The organism is Peptoclostridium litorale DSM 5388 (assembly GCF_900141635.1).
GTDB classification, from domain to species: Bacteria; Bacillota; Clostridia; order Peptostreptococcales; family Peptostreptococcaceae; genus Peptoclostridium; species Peptoclostridium litorale.
On sequence record NZ_FSRH01000015.1, the window covers coordinates 41969 to 65348 of the forward strand.

General features: G+C 42.0%; 21 protein-coding genes. 17 read left to right on the top strand and 4 right to left on the bottom strand.

Translation table 11 applies throughout. From position 1 onward, the window contains the following. Positions 1-31 precede the first annotated feature (31 nt). The 13 genes from BUQ87_RS12705 (at position 32) to BUQ87_RS12760 (ending at position 12311) form a co-directional block, all read left to right on the top strand. Positions 32-1051, top strand: coding sequence for a polysaccharide biosynthesis protein (locus BUQ87_RS12705; RefSeq protein WP_038266534.1), 1020 nt, complete (start codon positions 32-34; stop codon positions 1049-1051). Beyond that, entirely contained in the window at positions 1051-2160 is a 1110-nt protein-coding gene (locus BUQ87_RS12710) for a capsular polysaccharide biosynthesis protein CapF (RefSeq protein WP_038266532.1), read from the top strand. Before BUQ87_RS12705 ends, BUQ87_RS12710 begins: the two co-directional genes overlap by 1 nt. A gap of 3 nt (positions 2161-2163) precedes the next feature. Further along, a complete protein-coding gene (gene wecB / locus BUQ87_RS12715) occupies positions 2164-3288 on the top strand; it encodes a non-hydrolyzing UDP-N-acetylglucosamine 2-epimerase (RefSeq protein WP_038266529.1) in 1125 nt (374 codons plus the stop codon). 1 nt (position 3289) lies between these two features. Further along, positions 3290-4297 carry an NAD-dependent epimerase gene (locus BUQ87_RS12720; RefSeq protein ID WP_038266527.1) on the top strand — a complete coding sequence of 336 codons (1008 nt, stop codon included), beginning with the start codon at positions 3290-3292 and terminating at the stop codon, positions 4295-4297. Between the two features lie 29 nt (positions 4298-4326). Next, complete coding sequence (locus tag BUQ87_RS12725; protein ID WP_038266524.1) at positions 4327-5493, top strand: nucleotide sugar dehydrogenase; 1167 nt, start codon at positions 4327-4329, stop codon at positions 5491-5493. Between the two features lie 147 nt (positions 5494-5640). Next, a complete protein-coding gene (locus tag BUQ87_RS12730) occupies positions 5641-6996 on the top strand; it encodes a DUF4301 family protein (protein WP_052636220.1) in 1356 nt (451 codons plus the stop codon). A 51-nt stretch (positions 6997-7047) separates the two neighbouring features. After that, the gene (locus BUQ87_RS12735; protein WP_038266521.1) at positions 7048-7536 is read left to right on the top strand and encodes a COG2426 family protein; all 489 of its coding nucleotides are present in this window, start codon (positions 7048-7050) and stop codon (positions 7534-7536) included. Positions 7537-7548: 12 nt separating this feature from the next. Next, positions 7549-8121 (top strand): VanZ family protein, encoded by a 573-nt coding sequence (locus BUQ87_RS12740; protein WP_159434335.1) that lies wholly within the window; start codon positions 7549-7551, stop codon positions 8119-8121. 390 nt (positions 8122-8511) lie between these two features. Then, positions 8512-9645, top strand: a complete 1134-nt coding sequence (locus BUQ87_RS12745) for a Fic family protein (RefSeq protein ID WP_242943842.1) — start codon at positions 8512-8514, stop codon at positions 9643-9645. Positions 9646-9707: 62 nt separating this feature from the next. Continuing rightward, entirely contained in the window at positions 9708-9857 is a 150-nt protein-coding gene (locus BUQ87_RS15445; protein WP_200774470.1) for a hypothetical protein, read from the top strand. Positions 9858-9995: 138 nt separating this feature from the next. Next, entirely contained in the window at positions 9996-10484 is a 489-nt protein-coding gene (locus BUQ87_RS12750; protein WP_038266516.1) for a COG2426 family protein, read from the top strand. Between the two features lie 122 nt (positions 10485-10606). Further along, on the top strand, positions 10607-11461 hold the full coding sequence (locus BUQ87_RS12755) for an REP-associated tyrosine transposase (RefSeq protein ID WP_052636214.1): 855 nt from the start codon (positions 10607-10609) through the stop codon (positions 11459-11461). Between the two features lie 100 nt (positions 11462-11561). After that, on the top strand, positions 11562-12311 hold the full coding sequence (locus tag BUQ87_RS12760; RefSeq protein WP_242943843.1) for an HI0074 family nucleotidyltransferase substrate-binding subunit: 750 nt from the start codon (positions 11562-11564) through the stop codon (positions 12309-12311). Between the two features lie 148 nt (positions 12312-12459). Here the strand turns inward: BUQ87_RS12760 and dprA are convergent, their stop codons facing one another. Then, positions 12460-13578, bottom strand: a complete 1119-nt coding sequence (gene dprA / locus BUQ87_RS12765) for a DNA-processing protein DprA (RefSeq protein ID WP_052636212.1) — start codon at positions 13576-13578, stop codon at positions 12460-12462. A gap of 2 nt (positions 13579-13580) precedes the next feature. Beyond that, positions 13581-15125 carry a YifB family Mg chelatase-like AAA ATPase gene (locus BUQ87_RS12770; RefSeq protein ID WP_038266511.1) on the bottom strand — a complete coding sequence of 515 codons (1545 nt, stop codon included), beginning with the start codon at positions 15123-15125 and terminating at the stop codon, positions 13581-13583. Between the two features lie 168 nt (positions 15126-15293). Between BUQ87_RS12770 and BUQ87_RS12775 the strand changes: the two genes are divergently transcribed. Further along, a complete protein-coding gene (locus BUQ87_RS12775; RefSeq protein ID WP_052636210.1) occupies positions 15294-16655 on the top strand; it encodes a DUF4301 family protein in 1362 nt (453 codons plus the stop codon). A gap of 168 nt (positions 16656-16823) precedes the next feature. On the opposite strand, the gene BUQ87_RS12780 is transcribed toward BUQ87_RS12775, so the two are convergent. Next, positions 16824-18032 (bottom strand): ATP-binding protein, encoded by a 1209-nt coding sequence (locus BUQ87_RS12780; protein ID WP_038266509.1) that lies wholly within the window; start codon positions 18030-18032, stop codon positions 16824-16826. 255 nt (positions 18033-18287) lie between these two features. Here BUQ87_RS12780 and BUQ87_RS12785 point away from each other — a divergent pair, with 255 nt between their 5' ends. Together BUQ87_RS12785 and galE are read left to right on the top strand one after the other, a co-directional pair. After that, complete coding sequence (locus BUQ87_RS12785; RefSeq protein WP_074210116.1) at positions 18288-18794, top strand: VanZ family protein; 507 nt, start codon at positions 18288-18290, stop codon at positions 18792-18794. Positions 18795-18851: 57 nt separating this feature from the next. After that, a complete protein-coding gene (galE, locus tag BUQ87_RS12790) occupies positions 18852-19865 on the top strand; it encodes a UDP-glucose 4-epimerase GalE (RefSeq protein ID WP_038266507.1) in 1014 nt (337 codons plus the stop codon). Between the two features lie 192 nt (positions 19866-20057). Here galE and BUQ87_RS12795 read toward each other — a convergent pair whose 3' ends face one another. Next, positions 20058-21887 (bottom strand): lectin like domain-containing protein, encoded by a 1830-nt coding sequence (locus tag BUQ87_RS12795; protein WP_052636208.1) that lies wholly within the window; start codon positions 21885-21887, stop codon positions 20058-20060. 340 nt (positions 21888-22227) lie between these two features. On the opposite strand from BUQ87_RS12795, the gene BUQ87_RS12800 reads away from it, so the two are divergent. After that, positions 22228-23355 carry a hypothetical protein gene (locus BUQ87_RS12800; protein ID WP_038266504.1) on the top strand — a complete coding sequence of 376 codons (1128 nt, stop codon included), beginning with the start codon at positions 22228-22230 and terminating at the stop codon, positions 23353-23355. Positions 23356-23380: the final 25 nt, after the last annotated feature.

The following is a 23380-nucleotide window of genomic DNA, read 5'->3' on the forward strand; positions in this document are numbered from 1 at the left end:
ATAAAAGCGAAGAAAATGGAGGATAAATTCAATGTTTAAAGGAAAAACACTATTAATTACTGGTGGCACAGGATCGTTTGGTAATGCTGTTATGAAAAGATTCTTAGATACTGATATAAAGGAAATTCGTATTTTTTCTCGAGATGAGAAAAAGCAAGACGATATGAGAAAACTTTATAAGAATGATAAACTAAAGTTTTATATAGGAAATGTACGAAATCTTGAAAGTGTAAAGAATGCAATGCATGGTGTGGACTACATATTTCATGCAGCAGCGCTTAAACAAGTACCTTCATGTGAATTTTTTCCGCTTGAAGCAGTGAAGACAAATGTTCTTGGTACAGACAATGTTCTTTCTGGTGCTATTGATATGGGAGTAAAAAAGGTCATTTGTCTTTCTACAGATAAAGCAGCCTACCCAATTAATGCTATGGGAATTTCAAAGGCTATGATGGAGAAAGTATTTGTTGCTAAAGCAAAGACTGTGGATTCGGAAAAAACCCTTATTTGTGGTACCCGATATGGAAATGTAATGGCATCAAGAGGTTCTGTTATTCCGTTATTTATTGACCAAATTAAGAATGGACAGCCTTTAACAGTAACGGACCCGAACATGACTCGTTTCTTGATGAGCCTTGAAGAGGCTGTAGAATTGGTTGTTTTTGCATTTCAAAATGCAGAAGTTGGAGATATTATGGTTCAGAAGTCACCAGCATCAACGATTGGAGATTTGGCACAGGCAGTAAAAGAACTTTTCAATGCAGACAATGAAATTAGAGTAATTGGTACACGACATGGTGAAAAACTATATGAAACTCTTCTTACAAAAGAAGAGCATGTTGTAGCAAGAGATATGGGTGGTTTTTATAGAGTTCCTGCTGATAAAAGAGACCTTAACTATGATAAGTACTTTGTGGAAGGAAATCAGAAGCTCTCTTCAGAAGATGAGTATAATTCACATAATACTGAAAGACTTAATGTAGAACAGATTAAAAAGAAGCTATTACAGCTTGATTATGTCATAGAACAATTGGAAGGTTGGAATAGATAATGAAAATATTAGTCACTGGGGCAAAAGGTTTCATAGGTAAAAATTTAATAGCAGAACTAAGAAATAGGAAATACAATGATATCTTTGAGTATGACAAAGAGACCAATCCGGAATTTCTTGATGAGTATTGTAAAGAAGCAGATTTTGTTTTTCATCTGGCAGGTGTAAACCGTCCTAAAAAGAAATCTGAATTTATGGAAAGCAACTTTGGATTCACCTCAACGCTTTTAGATACGCTCAAAAAATATATGAACTTCTGCCCGGTGATGATTTCATCTTCAATTCAAGCTGAGATAGACAATCCTTATGGTGAAAGTAAAAAGGCTGGCGAAGACCTTCTGTTTGACTATAGCAAAGAAACAGGAGCTAAGGTACTTATCTATAGATTCCCGAATGTATTCGGTAAATGGTGTAGACCTAATTATAATAGCGCCATAGCAACATTCTGTCACAATATCGCACACGATTTACCAATTAAAATTAACAATCCAAGTGTAATTATGAATCTTGTTTATATAGATGATGTAGTAAATGAGCTTATCAACGCACTAAAAGGTAATGAAAATAAAGAAGACGCATTCTGTGTAGTTCCAGTAGTACACACTATTAAATTAGGTGAAATAGTAGACTTAATTGACTCGTTCAAGAAGAGCAGAGAAGAACGATTTATTCCAAATATGTCTGATATTTTCATAAAAAAACTTTACAGCACATATCTAAGTTATTTGCCAGAAGATCAATTTAACTATGATTTGAAGATGAATGTTGATCAAAGAGGATCTTTTACAGAGTTTATAAAAACACCTGATAGAGGACAAGTATCTGTAAATATTTCCAAGCCCGGAATTACAAAAGGAAATCACTGGCATCATACAAAAAATGAGAAGTTCCTTGTAGTAAGCGGTAAAGGTGTTATTCGTTTTAGAAAAATAGATTCTGATGACGTATTAGAGTATTTCGTGAGTGGAGAGAAAATGGAAGTTGTAGACATTCCGACAGGTTATACACATAATATAGAAAACCTAGGCGATACTGATATGGTGACAATTATGTGGGCCAATGAAGCTTATGATCCAGAGAAACCTGATACTTACTTTTTGGAGGTATAACTGATGAAGAAATTAAAAGTCATGACGGTTGTAGGCACTAGGCCAGAGATTATAAGACTGTCAGCTGTTATTAATAAATTAGATGAATCAGAAGCAGTAGAGCACATTCTTGTTCATACAGGACAGAACTATGACTATGAGCTTAATGAAGTGTTTTTCAAGGACTTTAATCTTAAAAAACCGGATTATTTCCTAAATGCCGCGACTGGTACTGCCGTAGAAACTATAGGAAACATTTTAGTGAAGATCGATCCTATTCTTGAGGAAGTTAAACCAGATACATTCCTTGTATTAGGAGATACGAATAGTTGTCTTTGTGCTATTGCGGCGAAGAGAAGGCACATACCAATCTTCCATATGGAAGCTGGTAATAGATGCTTTGACCAGCGAGTGCCAGAAGAAACAAATAGAAAGATTGTGGACCATACGGCAGATATTAATCTGACCTATAGTGATATCGCAAGAGAGTATCTTTTAAGAGAGGGACTACCTGCTGACAGAATCATTAAAACGGGAAGCCCAATGTTTGAAGTGCTAAAGTCAAGAGAAGACGATATTGAAAAGTCTGATGTGTTGGAAAGACTTAATATAGAAGAAGGTAAGTATTTCGTTGTGTCTGCTCATAGAGAAGAGAATATTAGCTCAAACCAGAACTTCGTGGATTTAGTAGATAGTTTAAATACGATTGCTGAAAAGTACCAGATGCCTTTAATTGTTAGCACGCATCCAAGAACAAGAAATATGATTGAAGCTAAAGGAGTTTCATTTAACTCATTGATAAAGACCATGAAGCCGCTTGGTTTTAATGATTATGTAAAGCTTCAGAAGTATGCAAAAGCGGTTCTTAGTGATAGTGGTACAATTAGTGAAGAATCATCAATTCTTAGATTTAAAGCACTTAACATCAGGCAAGCTCATGAGAGACCTGAAGCCATGGAAGAAGCTTCGGTTATGATGGTAGGACTTAAAAAAGAAAGAATTCTTCAGGGACTTAAAGTATTAGAAACCCAAAATAAAGATACCTTAAGGTTAGTAGCAGATTATAGCATGCCTAATGTATCTGATAAAGTGCTGAGAATAATGCTATCTTATACAGATTATGTAAATAGAGTTGTTTGGGGGAAATAGTATGAAAATATTAATAACAGGTGCAGCCGGTTTCATCGGCTTTCACCTATCAAAAAAATTACTTGATCAATCTTATCAAATAATTGGGATTGATAACTTAAATGAATACTATGATCCAGAGTTAAAAAAGTCTAGACTTGAAATTCTAGGAAAGTACAACAACTTCATATTCCAAAAAGTTGATCTTAAAGATAAACAAGCAGTAGACAATATCTTTGAAATTTATCAGCCTACGCATGTAATCAACCTGGCGGCTCAAGCAGGTGTAAGATATTCTATAGAGAACCCGTATGCTTATGTGGACTCAAATTTAACTGGATTTATGAATATCCTTGAGGCCTGTAGAAATCTCCCTGTAAATCATCTACTTTATGCTTCTTCAAGTTCAGTTTATGGTGGTAACAAGGTAGCACCATTCTCTACGAATCACAACGTAGATCATCCAGTTTCTCTTTACGCCGCAACGAAGAAGTCCAATGAATTAATGGCCCATACTTATAGCCATCTTTACGGGATCCCAACCACCGGACTTAGATTCTTTACAGTATATGGCCCATATGGAAGACCTGATATGGCTTACTTCTCATTCACAAAAGATATCTTAGCAGGAAAGACTATTAAAGTATTCAATCACGGTAAGATGGAGCGTGATTTTACTTACGTCGATGATATTGTCGAAGGAATTGTAAAGCTAATTGATAAAGCGCCTGTAGCTAACAAAGAGTGGGATGAGAGCAAAGATGATTTGAGTACAAGCTTTGCGCCATATAAAATTTATAATATTGGAAATAACAACCCAGTGCCATTGATGCGATTCATCAATGCTTTAGAATCGGCACTTGGCAAAAAAACTGAAAAAGTTTACATGGATATGCAGCCTGGAGACGTTTTAAGGACATATGCTGATGTCTCAGACCTTGAAAGAGATATTGATTTTAAACCAAACACAAGTATTGAAGAAGGGCTTGGTAAGTTTGTTGAATGGTACAAAGAGTACTATAAGATATAATATTCAGACTGGAAAGGGGTATAACAGCGATGAAAATTACAGTGGCAGGAACTGGATATGTAGGATTATCCAATGCAATCCTATTAGCTCAGCACAATGAAGTTATAGCACTTGATATCATTCAAGAAAAAGTGGACATGGTTAACAATAGGAAGTCTCCGATAGTGGATGCGGAGATTGAGGAATATCTGGCTATAAAGGAATTGAATCTTAAAGCTACAACTGATAACTATACAGCATTTAAGGATGCTGAATATGTTATCATCTCGACACCAACAAACTATGATCCGGAAAAGAATTATTTCAATACGAGAACTGTTGAAGCTGTTATAGCTAATGTGCTAGCAATCAATCCAGATGCAACTATGGTGATTAAATCAACAGTACCTGTTGGATATACTGAAAAAGTTAGAGCAATGTTTGAAACAGATAACATAATTTTCTCTCCGGAGTTTTTAAGAGAAGGAAAAGCCCTGTATGATAACTTGTACCCATCTAGAATAATCGTTGGAGAACAGTCAGAAAGAGCTAAGAAGTTTGCAGACCTTTTAGTGCAGGGAGCAGTTAAAAAGGATATTCAGGTTCTCTTTACTGAGCCAACAGAAGCTGAAGCAGTAAAGCTTTTTTCAAATACATATCTTGCAATGAGAGTTTCGTATTTCAATGAGCTGGATACATATGCAGAAGTAAGAGGCCTTAATACTAAGCAGATAATAGAAGGTGTAGGGCTTGATCCTAGGATAGGAAACCACTATAACAACCCTTCATTTGGATATGGCGGATATTGTCTACCTAAGGATACAAAGCAGTTGAGGGCTAATTATGCAGATGTACCGAATAATATTATAGGTGCAATAGTAGATGCGAATAGAACAAGAAAAGACCATATAGCGGATATGATTATTAAAAGAAATCCAAAGATTGTAGGTATTCATAGATTAACGATGAAAACTGATTCTGATAATTTCAGAGCTTCTTCTATTCAAGGGATAATGAAGAGAGTAAAGGCTAAGGGGATAGAAGTCGTTGTTTATGAGCCTGTGCTAAAGGAAGATGAATTTTTCAATTCTAGAGTAATAAGAGGTATAGATGAATTTAAGAAAATATCAGATGTGATTGTTGCAAACAGACTATCTGATGACGTTAAAGATGTTGAAGAAAAGGTTTATACGAGAGATTTGTATTGTAGAGATTAGAATTTCATTGTCATATATAAAAAGTTAAGCCCTTTTCCGCAAGGTTTAGGGCTTATTTATTAAAGTCACGAACTTACGAACTTATTGACAAGGATACAATGCTTGTCGTAGGAGATATTAGTTTTTAAAGATACGAGGGAGATTGACATGGATAAGTTTATTAAAAAGTTTAAAAAAGGCACGCAGTATGTAAATGTTGTGTCAGCAGTTACCGCAAATGAATTAACTAGTGTCAATGGAGTTAGTGATGATTACCTAAACAAAAAATGTGTCAAATTCATTCCGGCCAGCGGTGCTGCAACTAGAATGTTCAAAGATTTGTACGGATATTTGCACAGTGAAACAGAAAAGGATTCCATTGATAGTTTTTTTGATAATCTTAAACAGTTTGCATTTTATGATGATATAAAAGAATTAATTGATTCCAAGGGAATAGACAAAGACCAAATAAATGGGCGCACTGAAATTATTTACAGTATATTAAACGATAAATTGAATTACGGGGATCTGCCTAAAGCTCTCATCAAAATGCATTCATATGGAGTTTTTTCAACAACCCCTATTGATGAGCATATTTATGAAGGAGAGCATTATCTAAATAGAGATTACGTAAATTTGCATTTTACCATATCAAAAGATCATGAAGAATTGTTTAACAGATATGTCGACAAAACATTAAAAGATAAAGAGCACGTCAATATTACATATTCTTTTCAAAAGAAACAAACAGATACGTTGGCAGTTGATATGGATAACAATCCGTTCCTTCTTGAAAACGGAGATGTATTGTACAGGGCAGGCGGGCACGGTGCGCTGATAGACAACTTGAATGATTTGGATGCTGACATTATTTTCATTAAGAACATCGACAATGTCTGTCATAGAAGTTATGTGGAAGATACTATTGATGCGAAAAGAAAGCTGGCGTCTGCTGGACTTGAAGTAAAAAAGCAAATTGACAGGTATATTCTGGACATACTGTCGGATGATTATGACTTGAATGAAATAAATGCATTTATGAAAGAAACCCTGAATATAGTCTGCAAGAATGAACTGACAAAAGACAGGGCATTGTCACTGCTTAACAGACCTCTTAGAGTTTGTGGAATGGTTAAGAACCAGGGAGAGCCGGGCGGAGGACCATTCGTTGTCGACAATGGAGATTACCACGACCTTCAGATATGTGAAAAGTCGGAAATTGATTTGAATGATGAAGTAAGCGCCGGGATTTTAAGTTCATCACAATTTTTCAATCCTGTTGATCTGGTGTGCTTCGTAAAAGACTACAAGGATGAAAAGTTCAATTTACTGGATTATTCTAACAAGGAAAGATATTTTATAAGTGAAAAGACATACAAGGGAAAGAAATTGAAGGCGCTGGAGCATCCGGGGCTTTGGAATGGTGCAATGCATAATTGGAACACCTTGTTTGTTGAAGTTCCCCTTTCTACATTCAATCCGGTTAAGACTGTGAATGATCTATTGAGGGATGGGCATAAGTAACTGGCAAATGTGGAGAAGGAAAACAAATAGTACATAAAGGAGTAATAATAGATGGACTCATTTTTGAGGGAGGTCCTGAACTTTCTGACAATAGAGCTTGCAGTGCTTCTGACTGCGGCTCTTCCTATTATAGAACTAAGAGGGGCGATTCCAATAGGTATATCGCTGGGATTATCCCCTGTTAATGCGGCTGTTATAAGCTTCGTTGGAAGCATGCTACCAGTGCCGGTGCTGCTTTTCGGGATAAGGCCTATGTTCACGCTTTTAAGAAGGAAAAAGCCTTTTAGCGACATAGTACAAAATCTGGTAAGCAGGTCGCTTGCCAAAAGTCATAAGATCCAAAGATATGGTGCGATTGGACTTGTTCTTTTCGTTGCAGTGCCACTTCCAGGAACTGGCATATGGACAGGAACTCTTATAGCTGCACTTCTCGACATGAGATTCAAATGGGCTTTCCCAGCGATACTGGCCGGCAACGCTATTGCTGCCGTTGCTGTGATGGGTCTTAGCACGGGCGTTATAAGTGTTATTGGTGGATAAGGGATGATGTTATTGAAGAGTAAAAAAATGATTTTATATTGGGGAGCTGTCCTCCTTTGGATGCTCCTGATTCTATCTTTTTCAAGCGACACCGCTGTTGTTTCGGATAGAAAGAGCAGCATGGTGCTTGAAAAGGTAGAGCCAGTAATAGAAACGGTCGAGAAAAGCATTCACGTGGAACTTATAGAAAATAGCAAGCTTCATTTTTATGTTAGAAAGAATGCCCACATGTTCAACTACTGTGTGCTGGCAGTATTGATATCCTTGGCGCTTAAGGCGTCAGGCGTGAATGGACATAGGCGCTATTTTCTTGCATACATTATGGCCACGCTGTTTTCAATGCTGGATGAGTACTATCAAACGCACATACCCGGCAGGAGCGGTGAAGTGCGGGATGTGTTCGTGGACAATGTAGGAGTCTTGGTTGGGTTGATGGTTATTTGGATAATAAAAAAGAAGGTCACGATTAGCAAATTTAGATGTAAGCGTAAACTCCAGCACACATACCAAAGCACTGAAAAATATAGTAAGATAAACAAAAACACCATCCAAGCGTATCAATATCAAATTTCGCAAGGATGGTGAATATTTTTCTACTATTTATTATTTTTTTTTATTATTGTCAGATTCAAGCCTAATTTCATCTGGTATTAATTTTGACCACGGCAACAAAGCGTCCAACGCTTCTATATTTTCAACATCTGTGTTTGAAAAGAATAGGAGCCAGGCACCAACTTAACAACTTATTCTGTTCGATGAAATCTGTTGATGGATGGTAATATGGAGAATCTGAGTCAGAGGATTCTCTGTTTTGACGGCTTACTGCCGGGTATTCGAGCTGGGTTGGTGAAGAATAGTAGCCAGGCAACGAAGCTTTATCAGGTACAAATTTAACATAGAGCAGCAATATAGGAAGCAATTACCCTTATCATGAAAATGTGGGTAAAAAATCGAAAAAATTACCCGTATTTCATTGTGGACGGAAGCAACTACCTATATAATATACATATAAGAAAAAATAGGAGTTGTGAAATAATGAATGATGCTTTGCAAAAGTTACCACCTAATGTTGAACTTGAAACAAAACCTGTATTGAAACAATTGACCAGATCACACAGAGCTTTGGCTGAACTTAAGGGCTATGCAGACATGATACCGAATAAGAATATCTTAATAAATGCCATAACAATTAATGAAGCTAAAGATAGTTCGGAAATAGAAAATATTGTAACTACTCATGATGAATTATTTAAAGTAATGAGTGGAGAAAATTACCAGTCTCCTGCTGCTAAGGAAGTTGTTAACTATAGAACTGCTATTTGGCATGGATATAATTTAATAAAAGAAAAAGAATTTTTATCAACTAACATGATTATAGAGATACAAGGGCGTATTGAATCTAATCGAGCTGGTATTAGGAAATTGCCAGGCACAGTACTCAAAAATGAAGCTACTGGTGAAATTGTATATACACCGCCTAGTGGAGAACAAGAGATACTATGTCTTTTGACTAATTTGGAACAGTACATAAATAACGACCATGATAATATTGATCCCCTTGTAAAACTTGCTATAATCCACTACCAATTTGAATCCATACATCCTTTCTACGATGGGAACGGGAGAGCAGGAAGGATAATTAATGTTTTATATTTAGTCTTAAAAGAATTGTTAGACAGTCCAATTTTATACCTAAGTAAGTTTATTATTAGAAATAAATCTGCTTATTATAGATTACTTCAAGATGTAACAGTTAAGGGAAAATGGGAAGAATGGGTATTGTTTATACTTCAAGGAATAGAAGAAACGGCAAATGAGACGTTAATTTTAGTAAAAGAAATAAATAAACTATTAGAAAATACAGCTGAAGAAATTAGAAGCAATCTTCCGAAAATATATTCAAGAGAATTAGTTGACCTATTGTTTTATGAATTTTACACTAAGATTTCGTACATTGAAGATGGGATTGGTGTGTCAAGAAAGACAGCATCCAAGTATTTATCTGAGTTAGAGGAAGAAGGTTTTTTAGTGTCCGAGAAAATAGGAAGAGAAAGAATATATCTTAATAAAAACCTATTTGAAATAGTTAGAAAAGCTGGAAATAGATAGACTGAAAATGTGAGTTAATTGGAAGGGAATACGGGTACAATAGCCTCAGGGGGTGGGGTATCATGGCGAGAAAACCAAGGATAGAATATAATGGGGCTATCTACCATGTGATTCAAAGGGGTAACAACAGGGAGTACATATTCGAGGATTCGATGCACAAGGGGTACCTCAAAAGAATAGGAGCCAGGCACCAAGTTAACAACTTATTCTAAAGAGCAGTTAGTGCAGTAAGTTTTTCGCCGTTATATTTTAGATAAAATTAAAATAATAGAGAGACGAGTTTTCAAGGTATCTGACAAATGTTATAGAAAAAGAAAACAAATAGTATATACATAAAGGAGCAAAAATAGATGGACTCATTTTTGAGGGAGGTCCTAAACTTTTTAACTATAGAGCTTGCAGTTCTTTTGGCTGCGGCTCTTCCCATAATAGAGCTAAGAGGTGCAATACCAATAGGAATATCGCTTGGACTTTCCCCGGTCAATGCGGCAGTGATAAGCTTTGTAGGAAGCATGCTTCCTGTGCCGGCGCTACTTTTCGGGATAAGGCCTATGTTCACGCTACTTAGGAGGAAAAAGCCTTTTAGCAATGTTGTGCAAAGGCTTGTAAGCAGGTCTCTTGCAAAAAGCGGAAAGATTCAAAAATACGGGGCGCTTGGACTGGTGCTCTTTGTAGCGGTGCCGCTTCCAGGAACTGGCATATGGACCGGCGCTTTGATAGCCGCATTTTTAGATATGCGCTTCAAATGGGCTTTCCCGGCGATACTGGCTGGTAATGCCATTGCCGCTGTTGCGGTTATGGGTCTTAGCACTGGGGTTATAAGTGTTATAGGCGGATAAAAGAAAAGAATAGGAGCCAGGCATCTGTCGAGGACGGTTTGAAGGCAGGCCTTTTTCCCAAGTGCAAATGGAAGTTAATTGGAAGGGAATACGGGTACAATAGCCTCAGGGGGTGGAGTATCATGGCGAGAAAACCAAGGATAGAATATAATGGGGCTATCTACCATGTGATTCAAAGGGGCAACAACAGGGAGTACATATTCGAGGATTCTATGCACAAGGGGTACCTGATAAAGATAATCAGGGATATCAAGGACGTTATGAACTTCAACATCTTTGCATATGTGCTCATGGACAACCACTACCACCTGATTGTTCAGACTGTTGACTGCGCCTTAAGCACCCTGATGCACAGGATAAACAACCGCTACAGCAAATACTACAACTACAAATCCAAAAGGAGCGGCCATGTGTTCGAAAACCGCTACAAGGGGATTCTTGTGCAGGACAAGTCGTATCTGCTGGGGCTTATCAGATATATACACTACAATCCGGTGAGGGCGCATATGTGTAGCAAGGTCGCAGATTACAAGTGGAGTAGCGACGTCTTCTACAGGAGAAACATGAAAAACATCGTGGACATAGAATTCGCCCTCGACATGCTTTCGCCTGATAGGATTGCCGCCATAAGAAAATACATTGAGCTTATGGACGGCATAGATGAAATGTCCTCAGAGGAGATTGGCAAGGCAGAGGCAATCGGGGATGAGCAGTTCAAGGAGAATATCGCCCAAATACCAGTATTCAAAGCGCCGCCGCTTGAGAGTATACTGCTTGAGGTTTGCGGATGTGAAAAGGTGGCGCAGATGATAAAAGGCGGCTCAAGAAAGCGAAGTCTAACCAGATTTAAGATAGACTATATACTCAGGGCCAAGGAGCACGGGTACTCATATCATCAGATTGGAAGCGGCATAGGCGTTACTGCCAGTGCAGTCATGAACATACTGGAGCGCAACAACATAACTTACATGGGGTGAATAGAGATATTGAATGAAGAAGCACTTTTTGGTATTGTAGAATAAAGCCAAACGGTGCTTTTTGTAATTATGACAGGCTGGATTGGCTTGGTCTTTTACTATGAAAGGGATTGATCACATGGAAACCCGATACGGAATAAGCAAGAAAAATTTTTATGAGATAATAGATGTTTTAAAAAATTATTCAGAGATTGTGGAAGAGGCTATTTTGTTTGGGTCTAGAGCAAGGGGGGATTTTAAGCAGACTTCGGACATAGATATTGCAATAAAGTTCAAGAAGAGTCCCGAAAAGATATACAGCATAATGGAGGATATTGAGAGAAGGAACATAATCTACACAATGGACATTATAGACTACGACAAGATTTCCAATGAAAAGCTGAAAGGATATGTGGACTCTGAGGGTGAAATCATATTTTTGTCGGATGAGGAGGGAGGGTTTTTGTTGAATATAAACAAGCTCAAGTACAAGCTGGACGATTTGAAGAGGGCTTTTAACAAGCTGAAGGAAAGTGCAAATAGGGATCCAATTGAGGATGATATTGTCATAGATGCTACAATCCAGAGGTTTGAATTTACATATGAGCTTTCATGGAAGCTTATGAAGGCATATTTGGAATATAACGGCAATATGGAAGCTACAAGCCCCAGAAGGGCAATAAAGGAGTCTTTCAAAGAGGGATTGATAGGAGACGGGCAGGTTTGGCTTGAAATGCTCCAGGATAGAAACAGGACATCGCATACTTACGATGAAGAATGTGCAATGGAGATTTTCAACCACATAAGAAATTCTTATATTGACGTGTTCGAAAAGCTGATAGGCAGCCTGGAAGAGGAAATTTTGCAGTGAAACAGGAATAGGATACTGGCGCGAACTTTGGACTTAAACGGCATGGCATATGGGTAGAATAACTTACTGGCTAGAAACAATATTGTTTGAAAAACGGTATATGCGGAACATGTGAAGCAGGTGCTTATGCACCTGCTTTTTTGAAGCTTTATTTTGGTTTCACATGCCAGAGCCCTGCGCGCAGACTGACTTTGTCACACATTTCCAGGTTGAAAAGGGTCTCTTCTATTTCGGATACCGTATATTTGCCTGAGAGCATTATCGATATCTTGTCGGAGCTGTATGCGGATTTTGAAATTACGTTCAGTATTTCCGACTCTACTGCGCTCTGATCCCCAGCCTGTGTTTCGGCTCTGGAAGATTCGTAATTTGCAGCGGGTCGGTTTTGGAAGGCGTAAACTCCCTCTATGAGCTGTTTTTTGTTCAGGTAGACTTTGGCGCCGAGGAGAAGCAGACTGTTGCTTCCCGCGCTGCTTTTTTCGTATATCCTGTCGGGAAGCGAAAGGACCTCTTTTTTTGATTTGAAGGCGTACTCGGCGGTTATTAGCGCGCCGCTCTTTTGGCCGGCCTGGACAACGAAAACCTTTCGTGACCAGGAACTCATGAGAAAGTTCCTTCTGGCGAACTGCCTGTAAAACGGTTTTGTGCCAGGCGGATGTTCGGATAGTACGGCTCCGTTTTCAATTATGGCTCTGTACAGGGGCTCGTGTTCTGTGGGATAGCAAATGTCCGGTCCGCCTGCCAGAAAAGCGAGAGTGTAGCCTCCCGAATTGAGGCAGGCAGTGTGGGCGTATCCGTCTATACCCTTGGCCAGCCCGCTTATTACGGGAATGTTGTTTTGAGCCAGAAATGATGCGGCCTCGCATGCAACGTCTTTCGCATAATCGCTGCATCTTCTCGATCCTACGATTGCTATCCCCATGCTGTTTGGAATTAGAGTCCCCCTGTAGTAAAGGAGTATGGGCATTTTGGTTGAAGCTGCCGCTTCAAAAGGATAAAGCGGGTTTTCGAATGTCAAAATGCGCACTCCGGATTCACTGCAGCGATGGAGTATTCTTTTTGCCGGATCAAGGGCGTTTTGGGCTTTCGAACCGGCACATACAAGCTCAGCAGCCTTTTTGGAAAGGCCGCATACATGTTCAAGCTCGCCTGCTGATGCATTGTATATGTTAAGCGATGAGCACATTTTTTGAAGCATATGCCTTTGAGTGACCGGGCCTACGCCCTTTAACAGTGTGAGCCACACCATATATTCATTTTTGTCCAAGCCTATACCACCACCATCCCGTACTCTTCCTTTTCAAGATCTCTGGACATCAGTGCGTTTACGACGTCTTTTTTCCTTATATTTTCGCAGCCTTCAAAGTCGGCGAATGTCCTTGCGATTTTCAAAAACTTGTAGTATGTCCTTGCACTGTATTTGTATTTGTCGTACGCTTTTTCGAGTATTTTCACGGATTCACTGTCAAGCGAGCAGTGCTCCTTTATGAGACTAGGCGTCATTTGCGCATTGCAGTTGATTCCGCTGAAATCCGCGTATCTTTTTTTCTGCATGTCCCTTGCGAATTCAACCTGCTGTTTGAGCTGGGCTGAACTTGTTCCGGGAGAATAGCTCGAAAGGTTCAAGAAGTTGACCTGGTTTACGTATTTTTGTATGTCTATCCTGTCCATTATGGGGCCCGAGAGCTTCTGCCTGTATTTTAGTATTTCATAATCTGTGCATTTGCACCTTTCAGACCCGTAGTAGCCGCAGGGACACGGGTTCATTGCAGCTACAAGCATGAAATTGCATGGGTATCTGTGGGTGTATCTCACTCTGGATATTGTTACGATTTTGTCCTCCATGGGCTGCCTCAGGGAATTGAGCGTGTTTTTACTGAATTCGGCTATCTCATCGAGAAACAGTACCCCGTTGTGTGCAAGTGATATTTCACCGGGCTTTGCGTCATTGCCGCCGCCTATGAGCGAGTTTGTGGATGCGTTGTGGTGGGGCGACCTGAATGGCCTGCTTGTTATGAGCCTTCCCCTTTCCTTCAAAAGGCCTGCTACGGAATATATCTTTGTGACTTCAAGGGCCTCTTCCTCGGCCATGCCGGGCATTATAGTGGGGATTCTCTTTGCTATCATGGATTTGCCGCATCCAGGAGCTCCTGTCATGAGCATGTTGTGCCCGCCCGCCGCGGCTATTTGTATGTATTTTATAAGAGAGTCCTGTCCCCTGACTTCGTTGAAGTCGTCTTGGACGGTTTGCGGACTGGATTTTTCGTTTTGACTGGTGTTTTCGGTGTCCGTGCTTTTTCCATGAAGAAAGTCAACCACTTCATTTAGGGAGCGAAGCCCTATTACGGTGATACCCTTTACTAGAGATGCCTCGTTGAAGTTTTGTACGGGGACTATGAGTTTTTCAATGCCGCTGTTTTTTGCCGCAATGGCCATGGGAAGGACACCGCTGCACGGCCTGAGCTGGGAAGTGAGGGAAAGCTCGCCTATGAATGCGAACTTTTCAAGGCCTTTTCCGCCGGGAATGTTTATCTGGCCGGCCCTTTTCAAAAGTCCCACTGCCATTGCCAAGTCGAAATTCGACCCGCTTTTTTTCATGTCGCTGGGAGCGAGGTTTATTACGATTTTTCGGTTTGGAAACTCGTATTTGGCGTTGACAATCGCGGTTTGGAGTCTCTCCTTTGCTTCGCGTATTGCCGTGTCCCCCATGCCTACTATCGTTACCCCCGGCATGCCCGGTATTATGTCGGTCTCTATGTCGACGGGATAGCCGTCGACTCCCATTATGGAAAAGCTTTTTAATACTGTAGCCATGTCATCACCTCTTGTTTTGGGAAAATGTATATGGAATAGAGTGGACCTATTGGATTATTTTACCCAATAAAAGGTGTGGAAATTAAACATATGGTAAAATATATAATGAAAGCAAATGACTGGGCATATAGGGTGTGATTTGTGTTATAGCTGTGAAAGGGGATTAACGTGGATAAGTTTATTGAAAAGTTTAAAAAAGGTACGCAGTATGTAAATATTGTGTCAGCCGTTACCGCAAATGAATTAACCAATGTCAACGGGGTCAGCGATGAGTACCTGAGCAAAAAATGTGTTAAATTTATTCCGGCTAGCGGCGCTGCAACCAGGATGTTCAAAGATTTGTATGAATACTTGCACGACAATACGCAAATGGATTCCATTGAGAGATTCTTTGACAATATTGAGCAGCTTGCGTTTTATGAGGATATAAAGGAATTCGTTGATACTGGGGGAATGGACAAAAATCAGATGGATTGGCGGACTGAAATTATTGACATTATATTGAACGGTAAATTGAATTACGGGAATCTGCCTAAGGCCCTTATAAAGATGCATTCATATGGGGATTTTTCAACGACCCCTATTGACGAGCATATTTATGAAGGAGAGCGCTATCTGAATAGAGACTGCGTGAATTTGCATTTCACCATATCAAAAGACCATGAGGAACTGTTCAGCAGATATGTCGACAAGGCATTGCAGGATAAGGGGCACGTCAATATTACATATTCTTTTCAAAAGAAGCAAACTGATACATTGGCAGTTGACATGGATAACAGTCCCTTCCTCCTTGAAGACGGAGACGCACTATACAGGGCGGGCGGACATGGTGCGCTGATAGAGAACCTGAATGATTTGGATGCAGACATTGTCTTCATTAAAAATATTGACAATGTCTGCCACAGGAGTTGTGTGGAAGACACCATTTATTCGAAAAGAAGGCTGGCATCTGTTGGACTTGAGGTGAAAAAACAAATTGACAGGCGTATTCTGGGCATATTGTCCGGTGATTATGACCTGAATGAAATAAATGTGTTTATGAAGGAGATATTGAATATAGTCTGCAAGGATGAACTGACAAAAGACAGGGCGCTGTCACTCCTCAACAGGCCTTTAAGGGTATGTGGAATGGTCGAGAACCAGGGAGATCCGGGCGGCGGGCCGTTTGTAGTCGACAACGAAGATTATTATGACCTGCAGATATGTGAAAAATCGGAAATTGATTTGAATGATGAAGTAAGCGCCGGGATTTTAGGTTCATCACAATTTTTTAATCCTGTCGATCTGGTGTGCTTTGTAAAAGACTACAGGGGCGAAAAGTTCAATCTGCCGGATTATTCCAACGGGGAAAGGTACTTTATAAGTGAAAAGACATACAAGGGAAGGAAACTTAAGGCGCTCGAGCATCCGGGGCTTTGGAATGGCGCAATGCATAATTGGAATACCTTGTTTGTTGAAGTTCCCCTTTCCACATTCAATCCGGTCAAGACCGTGAATGATCTGCTCGGGGACGGACACAGGCGTACTTAGTTTTTTAGGAGTTTTCAACAGGGTCGCGTATGACAAACGTGGGGATATTGAGAAAATGATGTTGCGGAGTCATTTTTGGCAAGTGAAAAAGAGGGTCGTGGCTGGCAAGTTGAGATAGTTGCTGGTCATTGCCCTCTTTTTTTGAGAACGAAAAAAACGGATTAGGGGTTAGGGATGCTCGAGCAGAAAATCCATTATATTGAGGACTTTGATGCCGGAATAGTCATTAAAGACAGTTTTGTCCATGGTGAGAATAAATTTTGGATAATTATCGGAGATTGATTGAAGAGGTCGTAATTCACGTTCTCTTGTTTTTTCATCGATTATAGTAGCAGAAACCTGATAGTATATTTTTTCATTGGATTTTGTGGCCACGAAATCTATTTCCAAAGAGCCTACTTTTCCGATGGAGACTTCATATCCGCGTCGAAGTAACTCCAGGTAGACAATGTTCTCAAGAACATGGCCGTAGTCTGTGTTGCGAAGCCCTGTCAGGCGGTTTCTAAGACCCATATCTACAATGTAGTATTTTTCAAGAGTCTTTAGGAACATCTTCCCTTTAAGGTCATACCTATTGGCTTTGTATATTATAAAGGCGTTCTCGAGCATTTTGAGATAGTTGTCAATGGTGTCGCTTGTTGTTTTCCGACCGCTGCTAGTCAGATAATCGCTGATTTTCTTGGTGGATACGATGCTTCCTACATTAGCCGCAATGAAACGAAGAATGCTTTCGAGAAGTGTCGCATCCCGGATATTGTTGCGTTCTATTACATCTTTCATCAAAACCGTATTGTATATACCCTCTAAAAATGGACCTATTGTTTCAGGATGATCGAGAAGTTCGACAACAGTGGGGAGTCCGCCAAACTCCAGATATTTATTGAATTTCTCTTGAAGTTTGTCTTGTCCGTCAGACTCAGTAAAGTCAATATATTCTTTAAATGATAAAGGCTGCATTTTGATTTCAACATATCGACCTGATAGCAGAGTGGATAGTTCTGATGATAACAAATAGGCATTGGATCCTGTGATATAAATATCCGCATTGGCGTCAACAAGAAAGGAATTTATGACCTTTTCCCAAGACTCTACTTGCTGTACTTCATCGAGCAGAATATAGTGCTTATCGATGTCGCTAACCAATTTACCTTTGATATATGCATGTAGTTCTTTGTAATTTGAAATCTCATCAAACTCAAATGATTCAAAGTTCATCCGGATGATGTGGTTTTTTGATACTCCACTTTCAAGCAAATGCTTTTCAAATAAGGATAGAAGCGTCGATTTTCCACAGCGTCTAATGCCTGTAATAACTTTGATTAAAGGCTTATCTCTAAAGTTTATGAGTTGCGTTAAATATAAATCGCGGTTTTTCATGAAATCACCTCTTTGTAAAAATTATACTCGGAAAAATAAGCGTCATCAATATTTTTTTCGAGTATAGTCGAAAAAATAAATTTATAAAATGAAAAATCGAGTGTAAACCTAATTGTAGATACCTTTTAAAATCCGTATGGCCCAGCTTCAAAAATCAGGCGCATTGTATGCTATAATGGGTTTAAACAAATTGTAGTATGCTACATGAGGTGGAAACGTATTGAAAAACAGAGGGCCAAAGGGGATTTGTATTAAATGGTGAGAATAAAAAGAAAATCAGCGGCAATGGCCGCATGGGGGATTGTTATTGCTTGGATGGCGTTCATATTCACCCTGTCTTCACAGCCGGCGCAGCAGTCGGACGAACTCAGCAAGGGGGTGACCGAGGTGGTGGCGCAGGCCGTGGAGAAGGTCGCGCCCGGCGCAGAGCTAGAGGTAAGCAACCATATTATAAGGAAGAACGCCCATTTCTTTTCTTATATGTTTCTTGGGATTTTGTCGGCTTACGCATTTAGAAAAAGTGGTATGAATGTAATAGGGGCGTCGGCTTTTGCGGTTCTGCTGTGCGTGGCATATGCCGGATCTGACGAGCTTCACCAGATGTTTGTGGCCGGAAGGGGGCCGGGGCTTAGGGATGTGCTAATAGACAGCGCCGGGGCGGGCGCTGGGATTTTGATGTCAATGGCCGTATTTGCACTTGCAGGCCGCAGGGGGAGAAGGCGCATAGGCGCCGAAATGGTTGGTTTTTTCAAGAAAGGCTGATTGCAAAAATGATGCCAGTAGTCTAATTATGTGATGTGAGACGTTTGGAGGGGGAATATGAGGATACTTGTCACGGGGGGAGCGGGATACATAGGGAGCCACACCTGCGTAGAGCTTTTAAGCGCGGGACACGATGTAGTAATCGTCGACAATTTTTCAAACAGCAAGAAGGAGGCCCTTGAAAGGATAAGGGAAATTTCAGGAAGTGACTTTTCCTTTTACAGGGCTGACATAAGGGACAGGGAGGCCCTAAGAAATGTTTTCGCAGGGGAGAAAATGGATGCGGTCGTCCACTTCGCGGGGCTGAAGGCGGTAGGGGAGTCCGTGAGGGAGCCCCTTATGTACTATGAAAACAACATAGGCGGGACTGTGGCGCTTTGCGAGGTCATGAATGAGTTTGGGGTAAAGAGCATTGTGTTTAGCTCTTCGGCAACAGTGTACGGGGACTCTAAGGTCATGCCTCTTTGCGAGGACTTCCCGACGAGCGCGTCGAATCCATACGGAAGGAGCAAGCTTGTAATAGAGGAGATTTTAAGGGACGTATACGCTTCGGACGGCGAATGGTCCATAGCTCTTCTTCGCTACTTCAACCCCATAGGGGCGCACGAAAGCGGACGCATGGGCGAGGACCCAAGCGGAATACCAAGCAACCTCATGCCCTACATAACCCAGGTGGCTGTAGGCAAGCTCGAGAAGCTTTTAGTGTTTGGAGACGACTATCCGACTCCGGACGGGACAGGAGTGAGGGACTATATACACGTTGTAGACCTTGCCAGGGGCCACGTGAGGGCGCTCGATAGGATAGCGGGAGAGTGCGGAGTCGGAACGTACAACCTCGGCACGGGGAAAGGGTGCAGTGTTTTGGAGCTTGTAAGGGCTTTTGAGAGCGAGACGGGCGTGGACATACCGTATGAGATAGCTGGAAGAAGGCCGGGTGACGTGGCAATATGCTACGCTGACGTTTCAAAGGCGGAAAGGGAGCTTGGTTGGAAGGCCGAGCATGACATAATGAAGATGTGCAGGGATTCTTGGAACTGGCAGAGGAACAATCCTAAAGGTTACGGAGAATGATGGACATGGCGCTTGGCGGCTTTTTGGGCCTCATCGCCGCCGAAACGAGGTTTTTGTGATTATGGCCATTGCCGGGGTAAGCAGAGGCATAGAGATTTTTTACCCTATGGGGATAAAAGGAAAGCATCAGCAAGATATCATTTTGCTGATGCTTTCCTTTTATTTGTAAGGCTGTGTTTACTGATTGTATTTCTAGTAGTCCGACACGGTGAACTCCATGCTCACTGGTTCTTTAAGCTGATTTCCGCCGGCTGAATAAACGTCTCCTCCAACACGGATTTCATATGATGCTCCGGCTGCATATCCGCCGGGCGGGTGGACTATTAGGGCGCTTTTGCCGCCGTCTGAAAGCTCAATGGCAACGCCCTGATCGAGCCCCGTATTCTTTTCAAAAACCCTTATATTTATAAGGCTATCCAGACCTATCTCGTCGCTGAAGCTTACAGTCCAGTCCTTCAGCCTGTCCACGCCAGACGCCGGTTCCAGTACCTTTATGCTCTGGGAAGGCCTGCTGGACTCTTCATCACCGGCAGGCATTTTGGCATAGTCGGCATACACCTTGAGGCAGACGCTAGAGCCATAGCGCTTTTTGGCCAAATCGTACCAGCGGTATCCGTTGGCGCTGGTGTAGCTCTCACCATGGTTTGAAGATGCTGCGTTCAAATAGCCGGGCAGATTCTCCTCTATAGCTATTGGGCATTCGTCGCCCGGAGTCGATATCTTGACGGCTATTGCAAACCGCTTGCCTGCCTTCACATACACCGGATACTCGATGTCCACAGTGTGGTAGCCGGGCATCTCGAGAAAGCCCTCGCCGACCTTGTTCATTTTACTTAGGTCATCCTCGCCCGAGTAGTCCGATACGGCGTATATCTCATACTCTGAGTTCATGCCCATAGTGTAAAAACCCGCCGCCATGACCTGCTGGTCTTCGTGGGAGTCGAACACATTTGCGAACCAGTTGCCGTACAGCCCGTATCCAAGTGTCCTTGTGGCCCCGTACTCGTCATGCTGGTATATGGAGTCGTAGTTGCCGGGGCCTTCTACTGACGAGTATACAGCGTTGTCCCTTGCTATAGTGGCGTCGTGGTACGACACGTAGAAGTAGCCCCCATCTCCCCAGTTATCGCCCCAGCTGTTTCTGCATATATACGCCCCGTCGCCGACCGGGCTTGTTTTGAAGTTGTCACTTGGGAAGCTGTCGTCCCAGCCCACTATGTTGACCTCGTGGTCCTCGGTCTCTCCATCATCGGGGCAGTAAAATGAGCTTGTGATTTCGTTGTAGTACGCCCTCCCCCTTTTGGAGCTTGCGCCAAGCACCCCGGTGCTCACGGCGCCATATTCCATAACCATCCTCTTTATCAGGTCAATCTCCCCGTCGGGTATGAAGTATACCGACTGGACGTGCTTTTTCTCGCCTATGCCATATGAAGACGAGGCAAGTCTCGAATCCGTGTAGGGGTCTTCGTCCTCGTGCACGGGGCCTTCCCACCTGAGGTAGTATGCCGCTGCCATCCCTGCGTTTCCGCCGTCGTTTCTGTCCCATTCAAAACCGTGGCTGTTTACAAGGTTGTTCTCCGAAAAGTCGTTTTCCTCGTAAGGCATGAGCGCGGACTCCAGGGCCGCGGTGTTCCCGAACGCCCAGCAGGCGCTGAGGCTCCCCTGGTCCTTTACCTTGGGAAGCCGGCCCTGGTCCCTAAGGTCGAAATATTCTGGAAGCTCCACTGCGGACTCAAGCCCATTGTAGCTTCCAAAGACCTTCACTGGAGATGGGACCCTCGTGTTTGAGGCGCTTGTGCCAGAGGGGGAGGAGAAGCTGTTTTCCTGGGCCCTTTCAATGTAGTCTTCGAATTCGGGGCTCAGCGGAGCAACCCGCATGAGGTCATATTCATAATATTCGTCGGCAAAGCCCGCTATGGGGGAGGCGGCGGTCAAAAATACTAAAACAGCGCACAGCATTTTCAGCCGGCCTGCAGTGAAAACCCGGGGATTGGGCCCGCCTGGACATTTATTGCTTTCCATTAAACACCACACCTTTTTACAATTTACGCTCTTTTTCTACAAAATGCGTCTTTTGAAAAATTATACTATATAATATTGGATGCGTGGCATTTAAGTTGCTAAAACCCGACATTATTTGCATGTCCGAAAATGAATATCCATGAGCAGGCGCCCAGTGAAATTTTGTGGGAAAAATTGCCTGACGGGGGTATAAATTTCAAAATAGAACATATATGGCATTTTCAGGCAGTGTTTGGAAATTTATTTTTTAAAACGAACTTTTGGGGCAACTGCCGATTTGATATAATAAAACAAAGAGGCCTTTAGCAAAAAATGTAGAAAAGAGGGCCGGGAGGTGCGTATGAAGAGGTTTTGGGCCTTTATGGCTTTGTTTTTTGCGGCAGCTCTTACGTCGGCATGCAATACGGGACTTGACGTTTCTGAAATAGACATCCCGGATGGATACATAAAGGACAGAAGCAGCGGAATGTATGCGGAGAGAGAGAGGCTGTGCATGGAGTTCGTTGAAAACAGGCTCACATCTAATACAGGAGGAATACACACAAACTACATTGACTCTCCGGGCGGGGGGGACGTGGCGACCGGCCACGAGATGCTCTGCGAATCGGAGGGCCTAATAATGATATACTATGCAAACAGGGCAGACAAGGAGATGTTCGACAGGCATTACGCCTTCGTGGCAAACAGGCTTTTAATGTCTTCTGGGACGCTGAGGTGGAGGGTCGACGGAGACGGAAGACCGCTTGAGAACACATCCGCCAGCATAGACGACCTAAGGGTGGTAAGGGCAATGCTCTACGCATACGACATGTGGGGGGACGAAAAGTACATGCTCGCCGCAGACAAGATAGGAACGGGCATTTTGAAGAATACAACATATAAGGGCTCCCTTGTGAACCACTACGACGAGGACTCGAATTACAGGGGACATGAAATAGACCTTTCATACATAGACCTGCTCACAATGAGCATCATGGAGGGCTTCGGGGACAAGGGATGGAAGGCGGCAGCTGGAAAGGGCATTGAGATAATAGACGGGGGCTACCTGGGCGATGATTTCCCGTTTTACAGGAAAGCATACGACTTGAAAGAGGAATCATACGATGAAAACGAGAGCGTAAACATGATAGATTCGCTGCTTGTGGTGCTTCACCTTGGCGAGCTGGGGATGCAAAGGGAAATAAGCCTTGACTGGCTCAAAAACACTCTGGAGGATGGCCCGGTGTACTCTAGATACAAAACTGACGGGACAGCTGAGCCTGGCAGCTACGAGTCAACAGCGGTATACGCCATAATTGCGAGAATAGCCAAAAATGCGGGGGACTATGGCCTTCACAGAATGGCCGTGGAGAGGATGATATCTCTCCAGGTGAAATACGAGGGCAGCAGGATATACGGGGCATTTGGCGACGAGAGTACTCTTGAGGTGTTTTCTTTTGACAACCTTCAGGCTCTGCTTGGATTTTAGACATTAATACGGTGAAATGAGGTAA

What these genes read in the sequence shown, in the direction of transcription:
- BUQ87_RS12755 (WP_052636214.1), top strand. Translation starts at nt 10,607, where the DNA reads ATGGCGAGAAAACCAAGGATAGAATATAATGGGGCTATCTACCATGTG.
- BUQ87_RS12705 (WP_038266534.1), top strand. Translation starts at nt 32, where the DNA reads ATGTTTAAAGGAAAAACACTATTAATTACTGGTGGCACAGGATCGTTT.
- BUQ87_RS12795 (WP_052636208.1), bottom strand. Translation starts at nt 21,887, where the DNA reads ATGGAAAGCAATAAATGTCCAGGCGGGCCCAATCCCCGGGTTTTCACT.
- BUQ87_RS12785 (WP_074210116.1), top strand. Translation starts at nt 18,288, where the DNA reads ATGGTGAGAATAAAAAGAAAATCAGCGGCAATGGCCGCATGGGGGATT.
- BUQ87_RS12750 (WP_038266516.1), top strand. Translation starts at nt 9,996, where the DNA reads ATGGACTCATTTTTGAGGGAGGTCCTAAACTTTTTAACTATAGAGCTT.
- BUQ87_RS15445 (WP_200774470.1), top strand. Translation starts at nt 9,708, where the DNA reads ATGGCGAGAAAACCAAGGATAGAATATAATGGGGCTATCTACCATGTG.
- BUQ87_RS12710 (WP_038266532.1), top strand. Translation starts at nt 1,051, where the DNA reads ATGAAAATATTAGTCACTGGGGCAAAAGGTTTCATAGGTAAAAATTTA.
- BUQ87_RS12725 (WP_038266524.1), top strand. Translation starts at nt 4,327, where the DNA reads ATGAAAATTACAGTGGCAGGAACTGGATATGTAGGATTATCCAATGCA.
- BUQ87_RS12730 (WP_052636220.1), top strand. Translation starts at nt 5,641, where the DNA reads ATGGATAAGTTTATTAAAAAGTTTAAAAAAGGCACGCAGTATGTAAAT.
- BUQ87_RS12735 (WP_038266521.1), top strand. Translation starts at nt 7,048, where the DNA reads ATGGACTCATTTTTGAGGGAGGTCCTGAACTTTCTGACAATAGAGCTT.
- wecB (WP_038266529.1), top strand. Translation starts at nt 2,164, where the DNA reads ATGAAGAAATTAAAAGTCATGACGGTTGTAGGCACTAGGCCAGAGATT.
- BUQ87_RS12720 (WP_038266527.1), top strand. Translation starts at nt 3,290, where the DNA reads ATGAAAATATTAATAACAGGTGCAGCCGGTTTCATCGGCTTTCACCTA.
- BUQ87_RS12770 (WP_038266511.1), bottom strand. Translation starts at nt 15,125, where the DNA reads ATGGCTACAGTATTAAAAAGCTTTTCCATAATGGGAGTCGACGGCTAT.
- BUQ87_RS12760 (WP_242943843.1), top strand. Translation starts at nt 11,562, where the DNA reads ATGAAAGGGATTGATCACATGGAAACCCGATACGGAATAAGCAAGAAA.
- BUQ87_RS12800 (WP_038266504.1), top strand. Translation starts at nt 22,228, where the DNA reads ATGAAGAGGTTTTGGGCCTTTATGGCTTTGTTTTTTGCGGCAGCTCTT.
- BUQ87_RS12780 (WP_038266509.1), bottom strand. Translation starts at nt 18,032, where the DNA reads ATGAAAAACCGCGATTTATATTTAACGCAACTCATAAACTTTAGAGAT.
- galE (WP_038266507.1), top strand. Translation starts at nt 18,852, where the DNA reads ATGAGGATACTTGTCACGGGGGGAGCGGGATACATAGGGAGCCACACC.